The sequence below is a fragment of the Nocardia sp. NPDC050630 genome (assembly GCF_044457245.1).
Lineage (GTDB): Bacteria > Actinomycetota > Actinomycetes > Mycobacteriales > Mycobacteriaceae > Nocardia.
This window is the reverse complement of sequence record NZ_JBITGN010000008.1, coordinates 198,422-218,861: the sequence shown is the minus strand read 5'-3', so window position 1 is coordinate 218,861 and position 20,440 is coordinate 198,422. Positions and strand designations below refer to the sequence as shown.

Annotated in this window: 19 protein-coding genes and 1 pseudogene; 12 read left to right on the top strand and 8 right to left on the bottom strand. The window is 66.4% G+C overall.

All coding sequences use genetic code 11. From position 1 onward, the window contains the following. Positions 1–91: 91 nt before the first annotated feature. Positions 92–670 (top strand): phosphatase PAP2 family protein, encoded by a 579-nt coding sequence (locus ACIBG0_RS22130; RefSeq protein WP_397034839.1) that lies wholly within the window; start codon positions 92–94, stop codon positions 668–670. A gap of 66 nt (positions 671–736) precedes the next feature. Next, positions 737–1,834: an epoxyqueuosine reductase gene (locus ACIBG0_RS22125; protein WP_397034838.1), complete on the top strand. Its 1,098-nt coding sequence runs from the start codon at positions 737–739 to the stop codon at positions 1,832–1,834. Between the two features lie 155 nt (positions 1,835–1,989). Here ACIBG0_RS22125 and ACIBG0_RS22120 read toward each other — a convergent pair whose 3' ends face one another. Further along, positions 1,990–2,409 (bottom strand): hypothetical protein, encoded by a 420-nt coding sequence (locus tag ACIBG0_RS22120; protein ID WP_397034837.1) that lies wholly within the window; start codon positions 2,407–2,409, stop codon positions 1,990–1,992. A gap of 50 nt (positions 2,410–2,459) precedes the next feature. Beyond that, positions 2,460–3,920, bottom strand: coding sequence for an MFS transporter (locus tag ACIBG0_RS22115; protein ID WP_397034836.1), 1,461 nt, complete (start codon positions 3,918–3,920; stop codon positions 2,460–2,462). A gap of 90 nt (positions 3,921–4,010) precedes the next feature. On the opposite strand from ACIBG0_RS22115, the gene ACIBG0_RS22110 reads away from it, so the two are divergent. Continuing rightward, positions 4,011–4,688: a TetR/AcrR family transcriptional regulator gene (locus tag ACIBG0_RS22110; protein WP_397034835.1), complete on the top strand. Its 678-nt coding sequence runs from the start codon at positions 4,011–4,013 to the stop codon at positions 4,686–4,688. Positions 4,689–4,745: 57 nt separating this feature from the next. Beyond that, positions 4,746–5,744, top strand: a complete 999-nt coding sequence (locus ACIBG0_RS22105; protein ID WP_397034834.1) for a zinc-binding dehydrogenase — start codon at positions 4,746–4,748, stop codon at positions 5,742–5,744. 9 nt (positions 5,745–5,753) lie between these two features. Here ACIBG0_RS22105 and ACIBG0_RS22100 read toward each other — a convergent pair whose 3' ends face one another. The 6 genes from ACIBG0_RS22100 to ACIBG0_RS22075 form a co-directional block, all read right to left on the bottom strand. Then, positions 5,754–6,434, bottom strand: coding sequence for an O-methyltransferase (locus ACIBG0_RS22100; RefSeq protein WP_397034833.1), 681 nt, complete (start codon positions 6,432–6,434; stop codon positions 5,754–5,756). 247 nt (positions 6,435–6,681) lie between these two features. Further along, entirely contained in the window at positions 6,682–8,403 is a 1,722-nt protein-coding gene (locus tag ACIBG0_RS22095; protein ID WP_397034832.1) for an urease subunit alpha, read from the bottom strand. Continuing rightward, a complete protein-coding gene (locus ACIBG0_RS22090; protein ID WP_397034831.1) occupies positions 8,400–8,717 on the bottom strand; it encodes an urease subunit beta in 318 nt (105 codons plus the stop codon). The genes ACIBG0_RS22095 and ACIBG0_RS22090 overlap by 4 nt, the downstream gene beginning before the upstream one ends. Before the next feature lie 8 nt (positions 8,718–8,725). Then, positions 8,726–9,028 carry an urease subunit gamma gene (locus ACIBG0_RS22085; protein ID WP_397034830.1) on the bottom strand — a complete coding sequence of 101 codons (303 nt, stop codon included), beginning with the start codon at positions 9,026–9,028 and terminating at the stop codon, positions 8,726–8,728. A 67-nt stretch (positions 9,029–9,095) separates the two neighbouring features. After that, positions 9,096–9,494 (bottom strand): PaaI family thioesterase, encoded by a 399-nt coding sequence (locus ACIBG0_RS22080; protein ID WP_397034954.1) that lies wholly within the window; start codon positions 9,492–9,494, stop codon positions 9,096–9,098. Positions 9,495–9,871: 377 nt separating this feature from the next. Further along, positions 9,872–10,585, bottom strand: a complete 714-nt coding sequence (locus ACIBG0_RS22075; RefSeq protein ID WP_397034829.1) for a hypothetical protein — start codon at positions 10,583–10,585, stop codon at positions 9,872–9,874. Positions 10,586–10,693: 108 nt separating this feature from the next. Between ACIBG0_RS22075 and ACIBG0_RS22070 the strand changes: the two genes are divergently transcribed. From ACIBG0_RS22070 to ACIBG0_RS22035, 8 genes and pseudogenes are all read left to right on the top strand, one after another. Then, on the top strand, positions 10,694–11,767 hold the full coding sequence (locus ACIBG0_RS22070; protein ID WP_397034828.1) for a FecCD family ABC transporter permease: 1,074 nt from the start codon (positions 10,694–10,696) through the stop codon (positions 11,765–11,767). A 55-nt stretch (positions 11,768–11,822) separates the two neighbouring features. Continuing rightward, entirely contained in the window at positions 11,823–12,977 is a 1,155-nt protein-coding gene (locus ACIBG0_RS22065; protein WP_397034827.1) for a FecCD family ABC transporter permease, read from the top strand. Then, positions 12,974–13,789: an ABC transporter ATP-binding protein gene (locus ACIBG0_RS22060; protein WP_397034826.1), complete on the top strand. Its 816-nt coding sequence runs from the start codon at positions 12,974–12,976 to the stop codon at positions 13,787–13,789. The genes ACIBG0_RS22065 and ACIBG0_RS22060 overlap by 4 nt, the downstream gene beginning before the upstream one ends. Positions 13,790–13,860: 71 nt before the next feature. Beyond that, on the top strand, positions 13,861–14,253 hold the full coding sequence (locus tag ACIBG0_RS22055) for a BlaI/MecI/CopY family transcriptional regulator (RefSeq protein ID WP_397034825.1): 393 nt from the start codon (positions 13,861–13,863) through the stop codon (positions 14,251–14,253). A 64-nt stretch (positions 14,254–14,317) separates the two neighbouring features. Then, entirely contained in the window at positions 14,318–15,256 is a 939-nt protein-coding gene (locus ACIBG0_RS22050; RefSeq protein WP_397034824.1) for a M48 family metalloprotease, read from the top strand. A 122-nt stretch (positions 15,257–15,378) separates the two neighbouring features. Then, positions 15,379–16,743 (top strand): annotated as a pseudogene (locus ACIBG0_RS22045) (DEAD/DEAH box helicase); the annotation flags it as partial. A 427-nt stretch (positions 16,744–17,170) separates the two neighbouring features. Next, positions 17,171–18,016: a DMT family transporter gene (locus tag ACIBG0_RS22040; protein WP_397034823.1), complete on the top strand. Its 846-nt coding sequence runs from the start codon at positions 17,171–17,173 to the stop codon at positions 18,014–18,016. A gap of 165 nt (positions 18,017–18,181) precedes the next feature. After that, positions 18,182–19,618 carry a GuaB1 family IMP dehydrogenase-related protein gene (locus tag ACIBG0_RS22035; protein WP_397034822.1) on the top strand — a complete coding sequence of 479 codons (1,437 nt, stop codon included), beginning with the start codon at positions 18,182–18,184 and terminating at the stop codon, positions 19,616–19,618. Positions 19,619–20,440 lie beyond the last annotated feature (822 nt).

The following is a 20,440-nucleotide window of genomic DNA, read 5'->3' as shown; positions in this document are numbered from 1 at the left end:
CCTCACCCCGACCGGGCCACACATGATCTTCGGACCGGGGCGGGGTCGGGATGACTCCTGCCACCGCTGGGGGTCTGGAAACATGGACGCGATGGGGTTCGATGAGAGCATCATGCGCGTCATCTCGGTCCGGCGCACCGACGCGATGACGCAGGTGATCCAGGGCATCGGCGATGCCGGAATGCGCATCGAGGTGCTAGAGATCGGCGCGCTGGCCGGGGTATTTGCCGTGGTCGCGACGCGGAGCTGGCGGGTCGGCGGTATCGCGGCGGCGAGTCTATTGCTGGGCGATTTCATCGCACATTGGCTGAAGCAGGTGGTCAGGCGAGCACGGCCGGCTGGAGATCTGACCTTGTGGCCCGAAATCCATAGCTGGGCAATGCCTTCTACTCATGCTGCGGCCACGTCGGCACTGGCGATGGGCATATTCCTGGCGGTGGAGTGGCGCTCGCCCCATATGCGCCACGCGGCGGGCACCGCGCTCGTCGTGGCGGTGGTGTTCATCGGCGGGTGCATGGTGTACCTCGGTGCGCACTGGCCGACCGATGTGCTGGCAGGTTGGCTGCTCGGCGTGGGCGTCGGCGGTGCCGTCGCGTGGACGACCAGCAAGTTGCGCCCGAACCGCAATACCGCCAACGACTTACCGTCCGACACGCCCGGAGGGCGATGAGTTTTGGTGGGCTGCGCAGTCTATCTACCTGAGGCCGTATCGGTCTCGTGGTTATGAGGAGGGCCGATGACGGATAAGGAACCAACGGGACAGCGACGATTGGCGGAGCATCCGACTGTCAAGCGGATGACCGAAATGGCACGCACGACACCGGATCCGGTGCTGAATGCGGCGCGGCTGCGTGAGCTGTGCCTCGCGGCCGGAGCCGACGATGTGGGCTTCGTACCGGTAGACGATCCGAGGGTGGCGGTCGAACTCGAGCATGCGCGCGAAATCCTGCCCTCGGCCCGCACATTCGTGGCCTTCTGCGTCCGGATGAACCGGGACAACCTGCGCAGCACTATGCGCAGCCTGGCCAATACCGAATTCAACCACGCCGACGACGAGACCAATGAAGTGTCGCGCCGAATTACCAGGGCCCTGCAAGATGCCGGGTACCGTGCCGTCTACCCCGCGCCCGGCTATCCGATGGAGGTCGACAAGTTTCCGGGTCGGATTTGGGTGATCGCACACAAGGTAGTGGCCGAGGCCGCCGGATTGGGCGTTATGGGCATCCACCGCAACGTGATTCACCCGAAGTTCGGCAATTTCATCCTGCTGGGCACGGTGGTCACCGATGCCGTGATCGATGAGCCCAGCGCCGCACTGGATTTCAATCCGTGTCTGGAATGCAAGCTGTGCGTATCGGCCTGTCCGGTCGGCGCGATCACCAATGACGGCGGGTTCGATTTCCAGGCCTGCTATACCCACAACTACCGCGAGTTCATGGGCGGCTTCACCGATTGGGCCGAAACCGTCGCCGACAGCGATAGCGCCACCGAATACCGCGAGCGGGTCACCACCGGCGAATCGTTCTCGATGTGGCAGAGCCTGTCGTTCAAACCCAACTACAAGGCGGGATACTGCATGGCCGTCTGCCCGGCCGGGGAGGATGTGATCGGCGCCTACCTCGACGATCGCAAGACGCACCTCGATGATGTCGTGCGTCCGTTGCAGAACAAGGCCGAACCCGTCTATGTCCTGCCGGGATCAGCCGCGGAAGAACATGTCACGCGCCGGTTCCCGAACAAGACGCCGAAGGCGGTGACCAACGGTTTCCCGGACGAGGTCAACGTCCTGCTCGATCAGATCGGCCCGCGTCCGCGCCGGACGCCGGACGCGTGACGATCAGTTCCATCAAGCGCTGCGCCTGCCCGCGCGGGGATTTCTCGCGCGGGCGGTAGTCAGGTACAGGAGCCAGGCCCCCCGCTCGACGAGCGGGCGGGCATTGCTCGATGCCGGGTGTCGTTCACCCCCTCGACTGTCTGCGCCGAACTGCCCTATTCGCGATCATCCAACGAGGCACGCAGGAGCGCCGGCAGGTCCTGTCGGGGCAGATAGGCGGCGATCCGCAATCCGTCTTCGGCATGGCGCACCAGGAAGTCGCTGTAAACGTCGAGGGACCGCTCGCCGAGCGACAGCGCCCAACGGGCCGACGTCAGCCAGCAGTGTCCGCCCAGTTCGAAGGTGGTTTGCTCGACCAGTCTGGTGCGCGGCGTCGACCCCGCATCGAACTGGTCAGCACGCGCCTGCGCCGCGGCCACGAATTCCTCCCGGCTCACACAGCGACTCGATGTCGGCGTGGTCACCAGGATCATCGGTTCGAAAAGGCTTGGCAGTGCGGCGAAATCCGATGCCGCGACGATCTCGTCGTAGCTGCGGATGAAACCCTCGATCGAGGTGATGTCATGCGAAATCATGACATTTAATTATATCGCGATTCGCATCCGAACTCCGGGAGGCGCGCCGGTCAGCGCCGCGGTGCGAATGCGGCGACGGCCGCCATCACCACCAAGAGCGCCGCACCGACCGAGGTCGCCACATGCATTCCGGAGACAAAGGATTCGCGCGCGGCATCGATCAGCGCGGAATTGTCGCCCGCATGCTGGATGGTCTCGCCGAGCGTTGCCGCAAAGTCGCCGCCCGACCGGAAGACCAGTGCCGCAACCGAACCCAGCAGCGCGAGACCAAGGGCATTGCCCAATTCGAAACTCGTCTCGGAGATTCCGACCGCCGATCCCGCCCGCTCCGGCGGCACCGAGGACACCGCCACATCCGACACCAGCGTGAACGCCAAGCCGTAGCCGATGCCCGCAATCGTGGATCCCGCGAGGTACCAGGCGATGCCGCCGTCCACGCCGACACCGATCAGCATCACATTGCCGATCGCCGATGCCAGCAGCGCCAGCACGAAGGTGGGGCGCACCCCGAGCTTATGCCCGACTCGCGCACCGCCCATCGAGCACACGAAGACCGCGATCGCCATCGGAATCCCGAGCAGCGCGGCCGCCAGCGGGTCACGGCCGGTCACCGATTGCAGGTAGACGCTGGTCAGGTAGCTCATTGCGGCCAGCGACATCATGCCGACCAAGCTGGAGCCGATGGCGACCGAGAACTGCGCCCGCCGGAACAGGCGCAGATCCAGCAGTGGTTCGACCAGCTGCCGCTGCCGCCGCACGAACACCGCGAGCAGCACCGCACCGATGATTCCGATCACAAGCGGTTCGATATCGAACCCTTCGGCAGCGATCTGCTTCACCGCGTACACCACCGGCAGAATGCCGCCGATCGACAGCAGCACACTCGGAATATCCAACGGACCCACCACACCGGCGCGATGCTCGGGCAGTACGAACGGACCAAAGGCGAGCAGGATCAGCAGCACCGGAATATTGATGAGGAATACCGAGCCCCACCAGAAGTGGTGCAGCAGCAGTCCACCGAGGATCGGGCCGACCGCGGACCCGCCCGCGAAGAATGCGGTCCACACACCGATCGCGGCGGCGCGTTCGCGGGCGTTCGGGAATAGGCTGGAGATCAGCGCCAGACTCGACGGCAGCAGGGTCGCACCGCCCAGACCCATCAGCGCCCGAGCGATGATCAACACCGCGGCGCTCGGCGCGAAAGCGGCCATGATCGAGGCGATACCGAACACCGACGCACCGGCGAGCAGAATATTGCGTCGCCCGATCCGGTCGCCGAGGTTGCCCATGGTGATCAGCAGGCCCGCGATGAGGAAGCCGTAGATATCGAGAATCCACAGTTGCTGCGCGGCCGACGGGTCGAGATCGAGGGTGAGCGTCGGCATGGCCAGGAACAGCACCGAGATGTCCATCGAGACCAGCAGCACCGGCAGTAGCAATACCGCGAGACCGAGCCGAGCACGCCGTGAACTGGTCGGCGCCGCCTGTGCGACCTCCACCTGTGTCATGTCGTCTCCTCTCCCGTGTCGCGTACAGCGTACGCATCAGTCCGGGTACAGTGTACGCATGCGGTCCGAAAACCGGAAGCGAGTCATGGGATGACCGAGTCGAAGCTCACGCGAGCGGCCATTGTCGACACCGCGATCGCCCTTGCCGACGAGGCGGGGCTGGACGGGCTGTCCATGCGACATATCGCCGAGCAACTGGGTGTCGGCGCCATGTCGCTGTACCGGCACGTCGCGAACAAGGACGAATTGCTCGCGCTGATGACCGACGAGATATCGGCTCGCAATCCGTATCCGTCACCGGAGGGCATGAACTGGACTTGGCGCGACCGCGTGCGCATCGCCGCCGAAATCGACTGGGCGCTCTACCAGAAGCATCCGTGGGTGCTGCTCACCTTCGCGATGCCCCGCTACAGCTTCGGACCGCAGGGGCTGGCCTGTTTCGCATGGCTGGTCGAGGGGCTGCGCGAGCTGAATGTCTCTACGCGCGAGGCGTCCACCATGGCCTTCGCGGTGTGGAACTACATCTCCGGTGCCACGCTGCCGCATATCAGCGGTGCGCTGGTCGCGCGCAAGGGCATGAATCCGGAGGGCTCGAACGGCCTGCGGGCACTGTTGGAAGGAAAATCACAACTTCCCATTCCGCCCGCGCTGGCAGATCTGAACGGCAGTGGCGTCAGCGATCTGACCTCGGAGGATCTGCTGTATATCGGATTGTCCGCACTCTGCGACGGATTCGAGGCACGGTGCGCGAAGTCCACCACCGCTTGACCTGAACGGCGCTTCAGGTTGCAGGGTGGGTTGGTTCGCCGACGAGTAGGAGCCACTGTGCACGCCATCCGCCTTCATGACTTCGGACCAGCCGAAAATCTGCGCTACGAAACGGTTTCCGATCCGGTGCCCGGGCCGGGGCAGGTGCTGATCCGGGTCGCGGCGGCGGGCGTGCATTTCATCGATACGGCGCTGCGCAGCGGTGCGCCCGGCCCCTATCCGCTGCCCACGCTGCCGACCATCCCGGGTCGCGAGGTGGCTGGGACCGTAGATCGAATCGGGCCGGATGTCGATGGGGCCTGGCTCGATAAGCGGGTCGTCGCGCACCTCGGTCCCGTACCGGGCGGCTATGCCGAGTTGGCCGTGATGGAAACCGCTCGGCTGCACGAGATTCCGGCCGATCTCGATCCGGCGGAGGCGGTCGCGATCGTCGGCACCGGGCGAACGACCATGGGAATCTTATTGTTCACCGAACTCGGTCCGGACAGCGTGGTGGTGGTAACCGCCGCCGCGGGCGGCATCGGGACACTGCTGGTTCAATATGCGAAGAATCTCGGGGCGACGGTGGTCGGGCTGGCCGGTGGGCCCGCGAAAGTCGAACTCGTGCGACGCAATGGCGCGGATATCGCGATCGATTACTTACGACCCGACTGGCCGGATCAGGTACGCGCCGAGCTCGCCGACCGCAGGGCCACCGTGTTGTTCGATGGCGTCGGCGGCGAAATAAGCCGCGCCGCGGTCGATCTGCTGGGTAAGGGCGGTCAGCATCTGATCTACGGCGCGGCCGACGGTGCACCGCTATCGCTGTCGGAGGAGGAATTGGCCACCCGCGGCATCACGTCCGAGATGGTCGTCGGACCGCGCATGCTCCAGCGCGTCGAAGGCGACCTGCGCCCACTCGAGGACAAGGCCATGGCCGAGGCCGCAGCCGGTCGACTACGGCCCGCGGTCCAGCGTTTCCCGCTTGCCGAGGCGGCCGAGGCGCATCGCGCGCTGGAGACGCGCGGCACCGTCGGCAAGGTGGTGCTGATCGTGCCGCCACTGCGCACCGGATAGCAGCTGTGTTCAGTCGAGGACCTCACCGTTGACCACGGCATAAGCGAAACCGTCCCACCCCTTGCTACCCACGGTCTGTACGACGGTGGCGTCGAGGCTGGGTTCGGCGGCGAGCAATTCGACTAGATCGCGGCTGGCCTGAACCGCCGGATCGTCCGAATGCTCATCGGCGACAGCACCATTGCGCACGACATTGTCGACGATGATCACCGAGCCCGGCCGGGTCAGACGCAGCGCCCAGAGCACGTAGTTCGAATTGTTGACCTTGTCGGCATCGATGAACACCAGATCGAACGGCTCCGGATCCTCTTCCGCCAGCACCGGCAGACTGTCCAGCGCCGCACCCACTCGGATCTCCACCCGATCCCCGACCTCGGCCCGATCCAGATTCTCCCGTGCCACCCGCGCGTGCCGCGGCTCGAATTCCAGGGTGATGACCTGGCCGTCCTTCCCCACCGCCCGCGCCAACCAGATCGTGCTGTACCCGCCGAGCGTGCCGATCTCGAGTACCCGCCGCGCCCCGATCGACCGCGCGATCAAATGCAGAAACTTTCCCTGCGCCGGCGATACGTCGATGGCGGGCAGTCCCGCCGCCGCATTGGCGGCTATCGCCGTCGCGGTCGAATCCTCGCCTCCCACCAGAGAGTCCACGATGTAGCTGTCCACGTCGGCCCACTCGAACGTCGTCATGCCATGAAGTCTGCCACCGGAGGCAGCGGTACCGCCGGAACCACTGCCGCCTCGGGTCGCGATCGACGGCATGTTTCCGCATCGGCTCGACATGTTCGAGCACCCACCCATCAGCAGCCCACCGAGGAAGTTGAACGGGCCGAATTCGGCCAGTGTGACGCTCTTGACCAGATCCGAGCCGATACTCCGAGCGCTGTGACGTGGGCGGCGTCGAGCCGGTGCTCGGCAACCAGCTGTTCCCCGCCGATCAGAACAGGAAGTAGCGCTGGGCCATGGGTAACTCGGTGGCGGGCTGCTCGGTCCAGACCTCGCCGTCGATGCGCACGGTGAAGGTATCCGGATCGACTTCGATCCGTGGCATGGCGTCATTGTTCGGCATATCCGCCTTGGTCACGCGACGAACGTTCTTGACGGAAGCCAGTTTTCGGCGCAGACCCAAGCGTTCGGCGAGACCGTCATCGATGGCCTGCTCGGATACGAAGTGCAGCGAGGTCGCGGCGGCCGCCAGCGGCGCGGCACCGAACATGGGTCGCGGCAGCACCGGCTGCGGGGTCGGGATGGAGGCGTTGGCATCGCCCATGGCGGCCCAGGCGATCGCGCCGCCCTTGAGCACGGCATGTGGGCGAACACCGAAGAACGCCGGATCCCACAGCACGAGGTCGGCGAGCTTGCCGACCTCCACGGAACCGATTTCGTGATCGAGTCCATGGGCAATGGCAGGACAGATGGTGTACTTCGCGATATAGCGCCGTACGCGGACGTTATCGGCGGCGCCGTCACCGGCCAGCGCGCCGCGGCGGCGCTTCATGACGTGCGCGGTCTGCCAGGTACGCATGACCACCTCGCCGATGCGGCCCATGGCCTGCGAGTCGCTGCCGATCATGGAAATCGCGCCGAGATCATGCAGCAGATCCTCGGCGGCGATGGTGGAGGGCCGAATTCGACTCTCCGCGAAGGCGAGATCCTCCGGGATGGACGCGCTGAGATGGTGGCACACCATGAGCATGTCCAGGTGCTCGTCCAAAGTGTTGACCGTATGCGGACGGGTCGGGTTGGTCGAGCTGGGCAGCACATTGAGATGCGCCGCGACGGTGATGATGTCGGGTGCGTGCCCGCCGCCCGCACCCTCGGTGTGATACGCGTGGATGCCGCGGCCTGCGATGGCGCCGAGCGTGTCCTCGACGAATCCCGCCTCGTTCAAGGTGTCCGAGTGCAATGCCACCTGCACGCCCGCCGCATCGGCGACAGTCAGGCACGCATCAATCGCGGCGGGTGTGGAACCCCAGTCCTCGTGCAGCTTGAAACCCGCTGCGCCAGCACGCAATTGCTCCCACATGGCTTCGGCGCTGACGGTATTGCCCTTGCCGAGCAACACGATATTCAGCGGCCACGCGTCGGTGGCCTCCAACATCCGGGCCAGATGCCAGGAGCCTGGCGTCACGGTTGTCGCCTTGCTGCCCTCGGCCGGACCGGTGCCGCCGCCGATCAGTGTGGTGATGCCGCCGCCGAGCGCCTCGTCCATCAACTGCGGACAGATGAAATGCACGTGACAGTCGATCGCTCCCGCGGTGAGGATGCGGCCGTTGCCCGCGATGATCTCGGTATTCGGGCCGACGACGAGGTCCGGATGTACCCCGTTCATCGTGTCCGGATTGCCCGCCTTGCCGATCGCACTGATGCGGCCGTCGCGTATTCCGACGTCGGCCTTGATGATTCCCCAGTGATCGATGATGACCACGCCGGTGATCACGGTGTCGGGAGTGCCGTCGGCTCTGGTGGCGCGGGCCTGGCCCATGGATTCGCGCAACACCTTGCCGCCGCCGAAGACGGCCTCGTCACCCGCGAGTCCCGGCCCGCCACTGCGGTCTTCGGTGATCTCGATGAGCAGATCGGTGTCCGCCAGGCGAATTCGGTCGCCGGTGGTCGGACCGAACAGTTCGGCGTAGCGCGCACGGCTCAGCTCACTCATGACGCACCATCCAAATGTCCGGGGGGATTCAGGCTGATGCCGTGGACCTCTCGGCTGCCGCCGAGCGGAACCAGCGAAACCCGTTGGCCTAGGCCGGGTTCGAAGCGCACCGCGGTACCGGCGGGAATATCGAGCCGACGTCCGTGCGCGACCTCCCGATCGAACCGCAGTGCGGCATTGGCCTGCGGAAAATGCACATGGCTACCGACCTGCACCGGACGGTCACCGGTATTCACCACATCGAGCTCGATGCGGTCCGCGCCCGCGTTCAACTCGATAGTGCCCTCGACGCAGAAGTATTCACCCGGAATCATCAGCCGCCCTAGCCGATCGGCTGGTGGACGGTAACCAGCTTGGTGCCATCCGGAAAGGTGGCCTCGACCTGTACGTCGTGGATCATCTCCGGCACACCCTCCATCACATCGGCACGCGTGAGCACTGTTCGCCCCGACGACATCAGCTCCGCGACGGTGCGTCCGTCGCGCGCGCCCTCGAGCACATGATCGGTGATGAGTGCGATCGCCTCCGGATGGTTCAGCTCGAGCCCGCGCGCCCGCCTGCGCCGGGCCAGTTCGGCCGCGTAGCTCAGCAGCAGCCGTTCCTGCTCGTGCGGCGACAGTCGCATCCGGGCTCCTCAGCGTTCGTGGATCAGGGTGATGGTAATTCTGGCACGCCCGTTCCGGGACCGCCGATCAATCCCGGGCGGGCAGATTCTGCAGCCGCACCTGGCCGCGCGCCACCGTACGACCTTCGTCATCGGTCAGCACGACCTGCCACAGCTGCTGCAGGCGGCCGCGGTGCAGCGGCGTCGCCTCGCCGAAGACGTTGCCCTCGCGGACCGAACGCAGAAAGTCGGTGTTGTTGTTCACCCCGACTACGGTGCCCTTATTGTCCTGGGCGTTGTACCAGACGCCGCCGCCCACACTGGCAAGCGTTTCGACGACGGTGCAGTACACACCACCGTTGACAATCCCCGCCAGCTGCAGCAACTGCGGTCCCGCGGTCAGTTGACCGCGCACCCGATCCGGCGTGACCTCGGTGAATTCGAGGCCGATCAGGTCGGTGAAGGTGTTCTTGCTGAGCTCAGTCATCAGCTCAGGCGTCACGTCGGCCAGCGACTGGATCTGGGCAACTTCCTGCTGTGTCATGCATTCACCTTGACACAGGACATCCCGACCCTCGCACGACGGCCACTTCCCGGTGTTCGCTCGGCGAGACAGAGCGGCGGGCTCCACACGCAGATGGAGCCCGCCGCGGCAGTGGATCGGGGGTTCACGGCAGCCCTCCGGAACACTCTGCCGATCCCAACGCCGAAATCAGTATAGGTCAGGCTTACCTAAGTAGGCAACTTTTGATCGAACCGCACGCCGCTCGCGGTGACGTATTCGATCAAGGTTATACGGACTCCAGACACTTTCCGCCGGAACCCATTCCACGCTCGACGAGTGCGGACTCGATCGACGGCCGCCTATCGAGCTGGGCAACCCACGACGCGGCGCACGGGCAAACCACGTTCTTCCAGCACCGACAGCAACCCCTCGCCCCGGCGTGCAGCGACCAGCGAATCCGTCCGCGCCAAATCCGGCACGTAAGTGGCCGCTCCGACAATGGACTCGCCGACCAGTGACCAGAATCGACGTTCGCCGAGCTCGGCACATCCCGCCAATGTCCGCTGAATCAACCGCAACGACGGCTCACACCGATGCGCGAGCCAGACATACATGGCCTGCTCACACGGCAATGCCACCACGCCAGCCGCCCCGGCCAGCCGATCGCCGTCGAGCACGCGAATCGTGGTATCCGCCAAGCCCGCCCAGTCGATGCCGCCGTCGTTGTCGGTGTGCAGCCACAGATTCTCTAGACCCGGATCCCAGACCCGCCCCTCGGCCACCAGCAGCGCGACCACCCGGCCGATCACCGCGTGGATCAATGCGGTGGCCACCACCTCGGCGGCAGTGTCGGCGCTGATCATCTCCGCGGCGTGCCGCCGGTACATCACTTCGATCCGCCCCTCGCGCAACCCGTCGGCCAGCCGCCACCAACGTCGTTTGCCCTGCTCGGACATGGCGGCCACCGCATATACCCGCGGATGTTCGGGTTGCAGCGAGCGCAACCGCGCACAGGCCCTACCGAATGCCGCCTGGGACTGGCGAGGCATGTAGGTCGTGACTGGCTCGGACATCGAACCTCCTCGGGTCGGCTCCGTAATGGGGCGGATCGGAAAGATAGGTTAGGCTTACCAGACCTAACAATCGGATACCAGATATCGAGTCAGGAGTAGTTCGTCGCCGTGACGGCATCAAGCACCATCGCGCCGGTGGCGCGACGAACGAATACGGCGCGCCGTCGTCGGCTCGGACTCGTCGCGCTGACCGCACTGCTCCTCGTCGCTACCGTGGCCAGCATCGCCATCGGCACCCGATCGCTGTCTCCAGGCACCGTCTACGATGCCGTGCACAATGCCCTTACCTGCCCGGGCGGGCCGTTCACCTGCCCCGCGCGGTCGACCGCCGAGGAGATCGTGCGCGGACTTCGGTTGCCGCGCACCGCACTTGGATTGGCCACCGGGCTCGCACTGGGAATCGCGGGTGCACTGATCCAGGGCTACACCCGCAACCCACTCGCCGACGCGGGCCTACTCGGCTTGAATGCGGGCGCGGCCTTCCTTGCGGCACTGAGCGTTTACCTGTTCGCCCTGACCGCACCCGAGCAGTACATCTGGTTCGCCTTCGCGGGGGCGCTGATCGCGGGGCTGGTGGTGTTCGGTGTATCCGCGATCGGTGGCGGCAAGGCGAGTCCGCTCAGCCTGGTACTGGCCGGTGCCGCGGTGACCGCATTCCTGCAGGCGATGACGAACGCCATTGTGCTCATGGACAACGCGGCACTGGACACCTACCGATTCTGGGTGGTCGGCACGGTGAACGGCCGCGATGCCGAGGTGTTCTGGCAGGTGTTGCCGTTCTTGGCGATCGGCGTGGTGCTGGCGGTGACGGCTTCGCCCGGCCTCAATATGCTGAGCCTCGGTGACGAGGTCGCACGCGGACTCGGCGTACATATCGGACGCAGTCGCGCGCTCGGCCTGGCCGCGATTGTGTTGCTGTGTGGTGCCGCGACGGCGGCGGTCGGCCCGATCGCGTTCATCGGATTGATAGTGCCGCATATCGCAAGGGTTTTCACCGGTCCCGACTATCGCTGGCTGATCCCGTACTCCGGACTGCTCGGCGCATTGCTGTTGCTCGTCGCCGATGCGGTCGGGCGAATTGTGGCGCCACCGGGCGAATTACAGGTCGGCGTGATGATCTCGGCTCTGGGTGCACCCTTCTTCATTCTGCTCGTTCGCCGCAAGAAGCTGGTGAGCCTGTGAGGGCGACGGCACGGCGATCGTCGGAAGCGAATTCGCCTAACGCCGGGGAGCGTTCATGAGCGAACGAATCATGGCCGAAACGTCCCCGGACTACACCTCGACCGAGCCCAACCCCACTCACGCCGCAACAGCACCTTCAGGCCGGATCCGGCCCGCGCTGCGTTTCGGTCCGGTGTCGATCGTGCTGCGACCCACCATGGCGCTGATAGTTCTGGCGCTCGCCGCGACCGTGCTCACGCTGTTCTGCCTCGATATCGCCTTCGGCGACACCCACATTCCGATCGGCCGGGTACTGGATGTGCTCAGCGGCGGCGGCACGCGGTCCCAGCGCTTCATCGTGTTGGAGTCCCGATTGCCACGCGCGCTCACCGCCGCGGTCGTCGGTGCGGCACTGGGCATCGCGGGCGCGATCACCCAATCGATCCTGCACAACCCGCTCGCCGCACCGGATATGCTCGGCATCACCACCGGCTCGAGCCTCGGCGCGGTCGCGGTACTGGTCGGAACCGGCGGCGCGACAACGGGACTCGCCGCGAGCGTCGGCACGCCACTGGCGGCGCTGACCGGCGGTCTGCTCACCGCTATCGTGATCTACCTGCTCGCCTGGGGTCGCAGTGTGACCGGCGACCGCGGCGTCACGCCGATGCGACTGGTGCTGATCGGCATTGGTGTGAACGCAGTGTTGTTGTCGGGCATCAGCTTCCTGCTCACCCGCGCCAGCCTGCAGGACGCCGCCCGTGCCCAACTCTGGCTCAATGGCTCACTCAACAACGTTGACCGGACCGAACTCGTCCCGGCTGCCCTGACACTTGCCGTTGTCGTCGTGGTCGCGGTCGGCTCCGCCAGAACCCTTGCCGCACTGCGTCTCGGCACCGATACCACCCGGATGCTGGGCGTACGGATCCAGACCCAGCAGACGCTATTGATCGGCGCGGCTGTGGTGGTCGCTTCCGTCGCGACCGCGGCCGTCGGTCCGGTCACTTTTGTGGCGCTCGCCGCACCACAGATCGCGCGCCGCCTGCTGCGAACTCCTGGCGAACCGCTCATCGGCTCGGCGCTCATCGGTGCCACCCTGATACTCGGCGCGGATGTCGGCTCGCGCACGCTGTTTCCGGTCGATCTGCCGGTGGGTGTCGTGACCGCCGCCTTCGGCGGACCGTTCCTGCTCTACCTGCTCGTGCGTATGAATCGGAAGGCGACCCTGTCATGACCAGCGATACGCGGCTTTCCGCACAGGAAGTCACCCTCGGCTACGGCGACCGCGTCATCGTCGACCGACTCGATATCGATATCGCACCCGGCCTCGTCACCACCGTCATCGGCCCCAACGGCTGCGGCAAGTCGACCATGCTGCGCTCACTCGGCCGCCTGCTGCGTCCGCGTCAGGGCCGAATCCTCTTGGACGGCAAGGCGATTTCGACGATGAAGACCAAGGACGTGGCACGCATCATCGGCATGCTCCCGCAGTCGCCAGTGGCGCCCGAGGGGCTCACTGTGGCGGACCTCGTTGCACGCGGGCGTCATCCGCATCAGTCCTGGATCCGGCAATGGTCGGCCACCGACGAGGCCGAGGTCACGTCCGCACTGGCGGCGACGGGCATCGCCGATCTGGCCGATCGCTCACTCGACGAATTGTCCGGCGGTCAGCGCCAGCGCGCCTGGATCTCGATGGCACTGGCCCAGGGCACCGATATCCTGCTGCTCGACGAGCCGACCACCTACCTCGACCTCGCGCATTCGGTCGAGGTCCTGGATCTGATCGATCGCCTGCACGACGACCTCGGCCGCACCGTGGTGATGGTGCTGCACGATCTCAACCTGGCAATTCGCTATAGTGATCAACTCATCGTCATGCGCGACGGACGCATTGTCGCTCAGGGTGCGCCCGCCGACATCGTCAATGTCACACTGCTGCGTGAGGTCTTCGACCTCCACGCCTCGGTACTCGAGGATCCGGTCTCCGGCCGACCGATGGTCGTGCCCATCGGTACCCGGCACGTTCTGCCCGGGTATGACAAATGACACACCAGCTATCAGGCAGTTACGACGGCGTGTAGTACGCAATTGTGTCGTTGAGTCCGTAAGCTTGAAGAATGGCAGGACTTGGTGAACTCGAGAGGGCAGTCATGGACCAACTGTGGTCCAGCGACGAGCCGCAAACCGTACGGCAGGTACACGAGGCTTTGGCCGCCCGCCGTGAGCTCGCGTACACCACGGTGATGACGGTGCTGCAACGGCTGGCGAAGAAGAATCTGGTGGTCCAGCGCCGCGACGACCGCGCCCATCGCTACGCGCCGGTGCATACCCGCGACGAACTGGTGGCCAGCTTGATGGTCGATGCACTGCAGCAGGCCGATGCGGCGGGCAGCCGCGCGGCGGCGCTGGTGCATTTCGTCGAACAGGTCGGCAGGGACGATACGGATGCGTTGCGAGAAGCACTCGCTAAGCTCGAGGCATCCGAAGATACTGGGCCGCCGAAGCAGTAGTCTTGGGATTCTGGCCTCACAATGAGGTGAGTGCCCTGGCCCCACAACGCAGTGAGCTGAGTCGATGAACGCAACCGCGCCGGTCTTCGCCGGTCTCGCTTTGCTTCTCGCGGGGCCTGCCCCAGCGCTGCTGAGCCGCGCGACCTGGCCGTATCGAACACCGCGCGCCGCGCTCGTGTTGTGGCAGGCCATCGCGCTCGCAGCCGTGCTCAGCGCATTCGGCTCGGGCCTGGCCATCGCCGCCCAACTACTCGTTCCCGGATCAGACGGTCGCCCGACCACCTCCCCGGCCCGGGAAATCGATGCGCTCGGACTGCCGCTGTGGTTGGCCTATGTCTTCGTCTTCGCGCTGACCCTACTGGTCGGCGCCCGGCTGATATACGCGATCGTGCGCGTCGGTGTGCACACCCGCAGGCGTCGGGCACGCCACCGCATGCTCGTCGATCTACTCGACCAGAGCGGACCGCAGCGCCGCGCCGCCGATATCCGGGTCCTCGCCTCGACCGAACCGATCGCCTACTGTCTGCCCGGCATTCGCCAGCGGGTCGTACTGAGCGAAGGCACGCTGACCAGCCTGCAGGACGCGGAGGTCACCGCCATCGTGAGCCATGAGCGTTCGCACCTGCGCGCCCGGCACGACCTGGTACTCGAGGCATTCACCGCGGTGCACGAGGCGTTCCCCCGGGTGGTGCGCAGCAAGGCCGCGCTCGGCTCGGTCAAACTGCTGATCGAACTGCTCGCCGACGACTCCGCGGTGAAGGTCACCGGCCCCAAGCCACTGGCCCGCGCACTGGTCGCGTGCGCCAAATCCACCGCTCCGCAGGGCGCGCTCGCCGCGGGCGGCCCGACCACCTTGATCCGCATCCAGCGCCTGGGTGGACGGATCGGCGATCTTCGGGTCGCCTCGGCCGCATATCTGGGGTCGGCGGCCATCCTGGTGGTCCCGACCATGGCCGTCGCGGTACCCTGGCTGGTCGAACTGGATCGACTGCTGCGTAACTGATTCCTCCGGTTCCCCCCGACACACCCGGTCCTACCCCATCCCGATGACCGGGCCCAACCATCTCGGCGGCACCACGCGCGCCCGGATCCCCCGCGCCGAGACATGAAAGGCACACAAACCCGTTGACCTCCTCCACCCCTGCCACCACCTTCGCGGAGCTGGGCCTACCCGCCGTGCTCGTCCAGGCGCTACGCCGCGACGGCATCGAGGCGCCGTTCCCGATCCAGGCCGCGACCGCGACCGATGCGCTGGCGGGTAAGGATGTGCTCGGGCGCGGCCCGACCGGCTCCGGCAAGACCCTGGCCTTCGGACTGCCCATGCTCGCGCTGCTCGCGGGCGCCCAGGCCAAGCCGGGCCGTCCGCGCGGTCTGGTGCTGGTGCCGACCCGCGAACTGGCGGCCCAGATCGAAAAGGCGCTGGACAATGTCGCACTCTCGCTCGGGCTGCGGGTCGCCTCGGTGGTCGGCGGCGCGCCGATCAAGCGACAGGCCGATCGGCTCGCGCGCGGTGTGGACCTGCTCATCGCCACGCCAGGGCGGCTCGAGGATCTGATCAACCAGCGCTCCGCCAACCTGTCCGACGTGCGGATCACCGCATTGGACGAGGCCGACCACATGGCCGATATGGGCTTCCTGCCACAGGTCACCAAGCTGCTCGACCGGACGCCGAAAGATGGTCAGCGCCTGCTGTTTTCGGCCACCCTCGACGGCGAGGTCGACAAGCTGGTCAAGCGCTACCTGCGCTCCCCGGTCACCCACTCCACCGCGCCGCCGTCGGCCTCGGTCGCAACGATGTCGCATCATCTGCTCTACCTGCGCAAGGCCGATAAGCGCGACATCACCGCGCAGATCGCTGCCCGCGACGGGCTGACCATCATGTTCGTCCGCACCAAACACGGTGCGGACCGACTCGCCAAGCAGTTTCGCGCGGCGGGCATCGCCGCGGGCGCGCTACACGGCGGTAAGGCACAGAACAACCGCGTGCGGACCCTGGCCGCATTCGCCGACGGTACGACCCCCGTGCTGGTGACCACCGACGTAGCCGCGCGCGGCATCCACGTGGACGGGATTTCCCTTGTCGTGCATGTAGATCCGCCCGCGGAGTCCAAGGCGTACCTGCATCGCGCGGGCCGTACCGCCCGCGCCGGTGAAGACGGCGTCGTCGTCACGTTGGTCACCGAGGAGGAGCGCGCCGAGGTCGAAAAGATGACCCGCAAGGCTGGCGTCGATGTCGATGGCGTGCAGGTCCGTCCGGGCGATCGGCGACTGATTCAGATCACCGGCGCGAAGCAGCCATCAGGTGTGCCGATCGCGGCGACGAACTCGGCGGTCACCGCGGGTGACGAGGGTGAGCGGCAGGTCGGCAGGTCAAGTCGCCAGGCGAGCGGTGCGGGTCACGGCGGTCGTGGTCGCGGCGCACGCTCGGACTCAGCTGGTGCCGGGCGGCGTAGCACCGGTTCGAGCAGTCGCGCAGGGGGTGCGAAGAACTCCTCGGGTGGGTCGGCCAGCGCCAACGGGACGTCGAGTCGGCGTGGTGTCGGCACGTCGGGTCGTGGGTCGACGGCCGCCCCCGCCGCCGGTCGATCCACGGGGACGGCAACGGCCGCCTCCGGCCGCAGCGCGGGTTCAGCGAATACGACTTCGGGACGAACCGCGAGCTTGGCAACGGCCGCGCCCGGTCGCGCTGCCGGGTCGGGTCGTGCTAGCGCGCCGGGTTCGGGCAAGGCAGCCCGCGGAACAGGCTCATCCACTCGCGGGACATCGGCCAGCCATGGCACAGGAGCCACCTCCGGTCGCGGTGCCGCGTCCGGCCACACCGCTGCGACCAGCGGCGACACGCCCGGCCATACGCGTCGACGCGCCGGACGAGCGCAGGGGGTGCCGGGCGGCCGCAATCGGGGGGCAAACTAGCCTGGTGGCGAATCATCAGGTGGGTGCGGTCGTCTGTGCACTGATCTCGGCATTGCTCTTCGCGGTGGCCGCCGTCACGCAGCAGCATGCAGCGGCCGCGGTTCCGCAGGACGAGTCGCTCATTCGTTCGCTGATCCGCAATCCGCGCTGGTGGGCCGGAATCGTCGGTGACGCGGGCGGCTTCGCGATGCAGGTCGCCGCCCTGGCTCTGGGTGCGGTGCTGCTCGTCCAGCCAATTCTGGTGAGCATGTTGGTCTTCGCGCTCCCGCTCTCCGCCCGGATCAACCACCGCCGCGTCACCCCGCGCACGTGGGCGACCGCCATCGCCCTCGCGGCGGCGCTTGCCTGCTTCTTGATTGTCGGCGATCCGTCCGAGGGCAATACCAATGCGCCCCTGCGTGATTGGATCCCGCCGCTGGTCGGCCTGCTCGGTGTGCTGGCGGTAGCCGTCGTCGCCGCCCTCGGTACCTCCGACCCGACCCGCCGCGCACTCCTGTTCGGCGTCGTGGGCGGGGCCCTGTTCGGTCTGGCCGCCGCGCTCACCGAGTATGTAACCGAACTCTTCGATGGCGGCCTGACCCACGTAACGGGCAGCTGGCAGACCTGGGCCCTATTGGCCTCCGGCCTGATCGGCCTCTATCTGCAGCAACGCGCCTTCCAATCCGGCCCCCTTGTCGCATCGTTGCCCGCCGTAACCATCGCCGAACCCCTGGCCGCCGCCTTCATCGGCATCACCGTCCTCGACGAACGCCTCCGCACCAATCACATCGGACTCGCCGTAATCACCGTCGCCGTAATCATTATGTGCGCGACCACAATCCAACTGTCCCGCATCCAAGCCGAGGCATGACACACGGCTCGGGATCACGTGGAAACCATGGCGGCATCGGCCGAGAAGCGCCGCCGCCATTCCACCTGATCTTGATTCCGGTGCCGCGCCTCATATCCGAGGTGGGCCGGGACCGAATGCTGGGTGATTGCACGGGAGTACGGCACACCGGTTAGAATCGGTTAAGTGCAGTTTCTCCCTGGTCATCAGCCGCCGTACGACCTGACCTACGACGACCTCTTCCTCGTCCCGAATCGGACGGATGTCGCGTCACGGTTCGATGTGGATCTGTCGACCGTTGACGGGTCCGGCACCACCATTCCCATTGTCGTCGCGAATATGACCGCGGTCGCCGGACGTCGGATGGCCGAGACGGTCGCTCGTCGCGGCGGCATTGTCGTCCTACCGCAGGATCTCCCGATCGCCGCGGCATCGGAAACCATCGCTTTCGTCAAGAGCCGCTCGCTCACCGCCGATACTCCGGTGACGCTGGATCCGGAGCGTTCGGTCTCCGAGGCCGTCGCTCTGATGCACAAGCGCGCCCACGGTGCGGTGGTTGTCGTCGACGGCGGTAAGCCGGTCGGCGTGGTCACCGAGATGGCCTGCACTGATGTCGACCGGTTCGCCCGACTGCGCGATGTCGCGGTCACCGACTTCGTGCAGGCACCGGCCAGCACCTCGCCGCGCGATCTGTTCGATCTGCTCGAGGCCGAGCACGCGCAGCTCGCCGTGCTCATCGCCGAAGACGGCAGCCTCGCGGGCGTGATGACCCGTACCGGTGCCGTCCGCGCCGGGATCTACCAGCCGAATGTCGATGCCGATAACCATTTGCGGGTGGCCACCGCGGTCGGCATCAACGGCGATGTGGCGGCCAAGGCCAAGGCGCTCGTCGACGCGGGCGCGGATCTGCTCGTCATCGATACGGCCCACGGACACCAGGCCAAGATGCTCGAAACCCTCAGCGCCATCCGCGATCTCGACCTCGGTGTGCCGCTGGTCGCGGGCAATGTGGTCTCCGCCCATGGCACCCGCGATCTGGCCGCGGCGGGTGCGGACATCATCAAGGTCGGCGTCGGCCCCGGCGCCATGTGCACCACCCGCATGATGACCGGCGTCGGCCGTCCGCAGTTCTCCGCGGTGGCCGAATGCGCTACTGCCGCAAAGGAACTCGGCGTCCACATCTGGGCCGACGGCGGCGTCCGACATCCCCGCGACGTCGCTCTCGCCCTGGCCGCGGGCGCGTCCAATGTGATGATCGGCTCCTGGTTCGCCGGCACCTACGAATCCCCCGGCGACCTGCGCATGGACCGCGACGGCAATGCCTACAAGGAAAGTTTCGGCATGGCCTCCAAGCGCGCCGTCGCCGCCCGCACCGCCACCGACAGCGGCTTCGACCGCGCCCGCAAGGCGCTGTTCGAGGAGGGCATCTCCAGCTCGCGCATGCGCCTGGATCCGGAACGCCCCGGCGTCGAGGACCTCATCGACCACATCTGCTCCGGCGTCCGCAGTGCATGCACCTACGCGGGTGCCCGCAGCCTCTCGGAGTTCCACGACAAGGCGGTCCTCGGCGTCCAGTCAGCGGCAGGTTTCGCGGAAGGACGCCCACTGCCGAGCGGCTGGTAGTCCCTGGCGAACGGGCAGCCCAGCCGAACAGCCGGTGGTCCCCTCACACACAGACAGCCCACCCCAACAACCGGTGGTCCGCTCACGCACAGGCAGCTGACCAGAACAACCAATAGTCCCTGCTCAGCGATGGCTAAAGACGGCGGCTTCCCACCACAACCGACTACGACGGAGCGAGTCTGACAAGCGCGGAGTTCGTGACCCGTCTCGCATCCGAGCGGTCTAAGCACATGCGACACAGCCGCGAGCCGCGACCATCCAGTACCCGTGCACCAGGTGCCGAAACGTCCCTGCCATCACCAACCACCACGGAGCGAGTCCTACAAGCGAGGAGTTCGCGGCCCATCTCGCGCCCGAGCGGTCGAAGCACATGCACCGAAGGCGCGAGACTCGACCATCCGGCACCCGTGCACCAGGTGCCGAACGCCCCCGCCATCACCAAACCCAACGGAGCGAGTCCTACAAGCGAGGAGTTCGCGGCCCATCTCGCGCCCGAGCCGTCGAAGCGCACGCACCGAAGGCGCGAGACTCGACCATCCGGCACCCGTGCACCAGGTACCGAACGCCCCCGCCATCACCAAACCCAACGGAGCGAGTCCTACAAGCGAGGAGTTCGCGGCCCATCTCGCGCCCGAGCCGTCGAAGCACATGCACCGAAGGCGCGAGACTCGACCATCCGGCACCCGTGCACCAGGTACCGAACGCCCCCGCCATCACCAAACCCAACGGAGCGAGTCTTACGAGCGAGGAGTTCGCGGCCCGTCTCGCGTCCGAGCCGTCGAAGCGCATGCGACGAAGTCGCGAGTCTCGACGGCTCGGACG

Bases quoted from the DNA above. Each gene is read 5' to 3' on its own strand.
- ACIBG0_RS22130 (WP_397034839.1), top strand. From the start codon at position 92: ATGGGGTTCGATGAGAGCATCATGCGCGTCATCTCGGTCCGGCGCACC.
- ACIBG0_RS22125 (WP_397034838.1), top strand. From the start codon at position 737: ATGACGGATAAGGAACCAACGGGACAGCGACGATTGGCGGAGCATCCG.
- ACIBG0_RS22120 (WP_397034837.1), bottom strand. From the start codon at position 2,409: ATGATTTCGCATGACATCACCTCGATCGAGGGTTTCATCCGCAGCTAC.
- ACIBG0_RS22115 (WP_397034836.1), bottom strand. From the start codon at position 3,920: ATGACACAGGTGGAGGTCGCACAGGCGGCGCCGACCAGTTCACGGCGT.
- ACIBG0_RS22110 (WP_397034835.1), top strand. From the start codon at position 4,011: ATGACCGAGTCGAAGCTCACGCGAGCGGCCATTGTCGACACCGCGATC.
- ACIBG0_RS22100 (WP_397034833.1), bottom strand. From the start codon at position 6,434: ATGACGACGTTCGAGTGGGCCGACGTGGACAGCTACATCGTGGACTCT.
- ACIBG0_RS22095 (WP_397034832.1), bottom strand. From the start codon at position 8,403: ATGAGTGAGCTGAGCCGTGCGCGCTACGCCGAACTGTTCGGTCCGACC.
- ACIBG0_RS22090 (WP_397034831.1), bottom strand. From the start codon at position 8,717: ATGATTCCGGGTGAATACTTCTGCGTCGAGGGCACTATCGAGTTGAAC.
- ACIBG0_RS22085 (WP_397034830.1), bottom strand. From the start codon at position 9,028: ATGCGACTGTCGCCGCACGAGCAGGAACGGCTGCTGCTGAGCTACGCG.
- ACIBG0_RS22080 (WP_397034954.1), bottom strand. From the start codon at position 9,494: ATGACTGAGCTCAGCAAGAACACCTTCACCGACCTGATCGGCCTCGAA.
- ACIBG0_RS22075 (WP_397034829.1), bottom strand. From the start codon at position 10,585: ATGTCCGAGCCAGTCACGACCTACATGCCTCGCCAGTCCCAGGCGGCA.
- ACIBG0_RS22065 (WP_397034827.1), top strand. From the start codon at position 11,823: ATGAGCGAACGAATCATGGCCGAAACGTCCCCGGACTACACCTCGACC.
- ACIBG0_RS22060 (WP_397034826.1), top strand. From the start codon at position 12,974: ATGACCAGCGATACGCGGCTTTCCGCACAGGAAGTCACCCTCGGCTAC.
- ACIBG0_RS22055 (WP_397034825.1), top strand. From the start codon at position 13,861: ATGGCAGGACTTGGTGAACTCGAGAGGGCAGTCATGGACCAACTGTGG.
- ACIBG0_RS22050 (WP_397034824.1), top strand. From the start codon at position 14,318: ATGAACGCAACCGCGCCGGTCTTCGCCGGTCTCGCTTTGCTTCTCGCG.